General features: G+C 52.3%; 3 protein-coding genes. 1 reads left to right on the top strand and 2 read right to left on the bottom strand.

Annotated elements, in window-relative coordinates; all coding sequences use genetic code 11:
• Window positions 1-190: 190 nt before the first annotated feature.
• Complete coding sequence (locus BMY22_RS23300) at window positions 191-460, bottom strand: hypothetical protein (protein ID WP_090625702.1); 270 nt, start codon at window positions 458-460, stop codon at window positions 191-193.
• 164 nt (window positions 461-624) lie between these two features.
• Window positions 625-1,113, bottom strand: a complete 489-nt coding sequence (locus tag BMY22_RS24180; RefSeq protein ID WP_143068631.1) for a hypothetical protein — start codon at window positions 1,111-1,113, stop codon at window positions 625-627.
• 35 nt (window positions 1,114-1,148) lie between these two features.
• On the opposite strand from BMY22_RS24180, the gene BMY22_RS24175 reads away from it, so the two are divergent.
• Entirely contained in the window at window positions 1,149-1,403 is a 255-nt protein-coding gene (locus tag BMY22_RS24175; protein WP_143068630.1) for a hypothetical protein, read from the top strand.
• The last annotated feature ends 185 nt before the right edge of the window (window positions 1,404-1,588 follow it).

The following is a 1,588-nucleotide window of genomic DNA, read 5'->3' as shown; positions in this document are numbered from 1 at the left end:
GGGCAGCGTGAGGGTGACGTCCTCGGGAGCGTCCAGGTCGACGGTGAATTGGTAGTGAGGCAGAGTCGAGAGGACCACCGTTGCGATGGTTCCAGTGAAGGTCACGGTCGCTTCAAAATGTCGCCTCTGGTGCTTGAAGCGCACCTTCAGCACTTTGGCAGCAGAGGCATCCATTTTCAAAACCTCCCCGTCAGTTCAAACGCACATTTGCGATCGTGCTCTGTGCTGTTTCCGTTGCCCAGCTTTGCTGGGCTGCCTCGCTGATGAGAGGCACCTGAGCCGACAGCAAGGCTTGTCGCGCACACTCCGTGCACTTGTTCCATAGCTCGGTGGCAATCACGTACCGGGCCAATACATCCAGGTTCTCCAGATCGGACTTCATGATGATCGGCTGGTGGGAGACCGCAATGATACGCAAATCATAGACTTTGCTGGGTTCGACGTTATTTATCATTTCCATGGTTTTATCCTTAAATTTCCATGCAGGGCATTGCATATGGTGCAATGATCCTTTTTCAGAATTCTATTAATGTTCAAAGAGTGTCTGAGCAGGTGGATGGATCGGCTAGATAACTGCCTGTCTAATTCGAATGCCAGGCTTACGGTCCCTGTATTTTAAATTAGTCATGAAGTGCAAGGCAATAAATCACTATTGTTTATAGCGCAGGTATAAGCTTCACGGGCTCGTTTGAAAGCGGGGCTGGTGTAACTTAGAAAACATAAGTTACCGGGTTTTTGAGGATCGAGGGTGATCTCGATAGGGCCATTGCTGAAAATGGCTATGAAGTGACCCTGGAGACTATCGCGCTGACTTATTAAGGTGAATGCATTTCGCAAGTATTCCAACAGGTGCGGGTACTGGACCTTTTCGAACTGGAAGTAGAGAGCATCCAGACAATGGTCGCGGTTGAACGCCAGTTCCGCACCGAGAATACCTAACTCACTTAGTTCATAGGCAGCGATCCTGAATAGCGGTCCGCCTGTGTAGGAATGCCCAAATATTGAGTCCAGCGATTTGAACGTATTTCTGATGTCCGAAAGTGTTGCGCCAATATCCAGTCCGATTACCGCCGGGTTGGATAGAACACTGAAGCTCAGGCTCAGTGGGGTCACGGGGGGCTCCTTGATCTCGATTACGAGCCTTGAGTGTGCACGTCGATTTCGGCCGTGTGCGGTCATTTCAGGCCATTTTCTGGCTTGAATTCAGTGTTTCTGAACGCTTCGTTTTTGTCGGCTCGGTGCTGAGGGGCGATCGTCGATCCCCGATCAGCTTCTCCTGGTTGGGAGAGGAGGCCGAACTGCTACGCGACGGTGACGAACGAGCGCAGTGGCTGTTTGGGAATGCTGTTCGATCCAAGGCAAAGGCTTTTCAACCTAAAAGGTTGGTACTGGAGGCTATTTAAAATTCGACTTATCGACGTGCCGTTTTTCGTGTCGCCGGTTTGTGCGCCGAGCGACCTGCTCGATGGGCTGGAATGGGGCTGTTCGGGGGTCGGTTGGAGGCCTTGCTAGTGGCTCTTTGGCCTTGGGGAGGGCTGGATAGGCGGGCTGTTCGGTCGCCGGGTTTCCGCCAGGCACGGCAACGCCT

It is taken from the genome of Azotobacter beijerinckii (assembly GCF_900110885.1).
In the GTDB taxonomy this organism is placed as follows: domain Bacteria; phylum Pseudomonadota; class Gammaproteobacteria; order Pseudomonadales; family Pseudomonadaceae; genus Azotobacter; species Azotobacter beijerinckii.
This window is presented reverse-complemented; position numbering and strand designations above follow the sequence as displayed.